This is a genomic window from Phytoactinopolyspora endophytica (assembly GCF_004138495.1).
Classification (GTDB): domain Bacteria; phylum Actinomycetota; class Actinomycetes; order Jiangellales; family Jiangellaceae; genus Phytoactinopolyspora; species Phytoactinopolyspora endophytica.
Genome location: NZ_ML142854.1, coordinates 143,730 through 146,080 on the forward strand (window position 1 = coordinate 143,730; position 2,351 = coordinate 146,080).

2 protein-coding genes and 1 pseudogene are annotated in these 2,351 nt (G+C 68.6%); 2 read left to right on the forward strand and 1 reads right to left on the reverse strand.

From position 1 onward, the window contains the following. Positions 1-499 (forward strand): IclR family transcriptional regulator domain-containing protein (locus ELR45_RS13695; RefSeq protein WP_205856563.1); only part of this gene is annotated, 499 nt, incomplete at its 5' end. A 2-nt stretch (positions 500-501) separates the two neighbouring features. Beyond that, positions 502-1,551 (forward strand): serine hydrolase domain-containing protein, encoded by a 1,050-nt coding sequence (locus ELR45_RS13700; protein WP_240759724.1) that lies wholly within the window; start codon positions 502-504, stop codon positions 1,549-1,551. A gap of 17 nt (positions 1,552-1,568) precedes the next feature. On the opposite strand, the pseudogene ELR45_RS37800 reads toward ELR45_RS13700, so the two are convergent. Beyond that, positions 1,569-2,351: pseudogene (locus ELR45_RS37800) on the reverse strand (gfo/Idh/MocA family oxidoreductase); the annotation flags it as partial.

The following is a 2,351-nucleotide window of genomic DNA, read 5'->3' on the forward strand; positions in this document are numbered from 1 at the left end:
AGAACGCCCGTTGGTGCAGCGCAGCCTGAACGAGCTGCACACGCGGACCGGACTCACGGCTTCCTACGCGATCAGATGGGGAGACTCGGCGGTGGTGATCGAGAACGTGGAACCCGACCAGATGTATCGGGTGTCACCGCGCCTGGGAGTGCAAACGCCGCTGGCCGAGTGTGCCGCCGGCGTCGCCATGCTGGCACAGGACGGTGCGGCTGTCGGCGATGCCGGTCCCGACCTGTCCGATGCGATCGAGCAGACTCGACGTCGGGGTTACGCCCACGACCACGAGGCCCACCAGGGCGTGCGATCGGTGGCGGCAGCCGTGGGATACGGCGGGCAGGACTCCGGGGCGCTCGTCGTGACTGGGCTGAGCTTCAACCTCAACGCCGAGGCGATCGACGTCGTAGGCCCGTTGCTCGCTGAGCAGGCCGGGTTATTGTCCGCGACCGTGCAGGCCATGTTGCCTGTTCAGGGCCAGCCGGGGAACGTGGGGATCGCGTGACCATGCCGGCCCGCATGTTCAGCGACGTCGAGGAACTGCTTGCCTGGGGCCGCGACCGCGAGGTGTACTCGGCCGCGGCATGGTCGGTCGGCACGGCTGACGGCGAGCTGTCGGGCGGCGTGCTGGGAACCCGTGCCTGGGGCGGCTCTCCGGTCACCCGGACCGACCTCTTCGATCTGGCGTCGGTGACCAAGCCCGTTGTGGGGCTCGTCGCCATGGCGTTGGTCGAGCGTGGTGCGTTGACGTTGAGCAGCACCGTCGCCGAACTGCTGCCATCGTTCCAGGACACCGACAAACAGGCCCTGACCGTGCAGGATCTGATGCTGCACACCTCCGGCATGCCCGGGCGGGTGCCGCTGTACCGAACTCACCCGACGCGTGAGGCGATGCTCGACGGGTTGCGCCTCCTGCCGTTGCGCCGTCCGCCGGGGGAGGCTGTGGAGTACACCTCGCAGGGGATGATCCTGCTGGGCCTGATGGTCGAGGCAGCAGCCGGCGCGTCGTTGAGTGCGCTCGTCGCCGACTACGTCTCCGGCCCCGCCGGACTGGAGTCGACCCAGTTCCGCCCCGGCGACGCCGACCGCGACAGGTGCGTCGCCACCGAGGACTGCCGTTGGCGGGGCACGGTCGTCGTCGGTGAGGTCCACGACGAGAACTCGGTGGTCCTGGGTGGGGTGACCGGCCACGCCGGGCTGTTCAGCACCATCGACGATATGGCCCGCCTCGGTCGATGCCTGCTCGTCAACCTGGATCGCCGGGTCCTGCTGCACCCCGCCACGTTGTCGGCGATGACCGAGAACCGGACGGAGGCGCTCGCCGAAGCCCGCAGTCTGACCTGGCAAGGCATCGACCCGTCCGGTTCTCCTGCCGGTGACCTGGTGAGTTCGGAGACGTTCGGGCACACCGGCTTCACGGGCACCAGCCTGTTCGTCGACCCGCGGCTCGGCCGGTACTTCGTCCTGCTCACCAACCGGGTCCACCCCAGCCGGGACCGTTCCGGTATCCGTCACATACGGCAGGCCTTCCACAACATCGCCGTCGCCACGCTCTGAACGCCGGCGGTGCGGGGTCAGCTCTCTGGGTCGCTGCCGAAGTCGGGAATCGTCATCCGTCCACCACCGGCCAGCGCCGAGGCATGCGCGACGATGCCCGGTGCGGTGAACGTCGCCGAGCGCCAGGCGTGCACGGGCGGGTGCTCTCCGGTCACGACGGCGCGGACGAAGTCGTCGGCGAGGAAATGGTGCGACCCTTCGTGCCCGTTGGGTGCGTCGGCGTAGACCGCTGGGAGCCGTGACCGGTCGTGGACCGGTGCCGAGCCCGACGTGAACGCCTCGTGTAGCGCTGGATCGACGTCCGCGAGGTCGGTGTCGTCGCCGCTTGGACGCCGGATCGGTACGAAATCCGAGGAGATGTCGCGAGACTCGGTCTTGTCGTTCCACACGGTCTGGTGGGCGAGCTGCTCGAAGCTCGCCTCCGTGCCGAAGAAACGGAATCGCGACTCGCGGATGTGCGAGGGGTAGCCGACCCGCCGCATCTCGTTGGTCCGCATCACCCCGCCGTCGGACAGCTCGAACAGGGCGGTGGCATTGGAGAAGCTGTTGTTGAACTGGCTGATCTCCCGGTCGAACACGCCGTCCCCGCGCTGGTCCTCGACGCCTAGGCAGCTCACGCCGACCGCTCGTGCCGGGATCGCACCGAGGACACCGCCGACGGCGTGGGTCGGGTAGAGCATCGGCGGGTAGCTGGCGGTGGCCTTCCAGTTCTCGCCGCCACTGTATTGGTAGGCCGCATAGAAGCCGAGGTCCATGTCGTGCACGTAGTCGCCCTCTGAGTAGAAGACCCGGCCGAGCGC

Bases quoted from the DNA above. Each gene is read 5' to 3' on its own strand.
- ELR45_RS13700 (WP_240759724.1), top strand. From the start codon at position 502: ATGCCGGCCCGCATGTTCAGCGACGTCGAGGAACTGCTTGCCTGGGGC.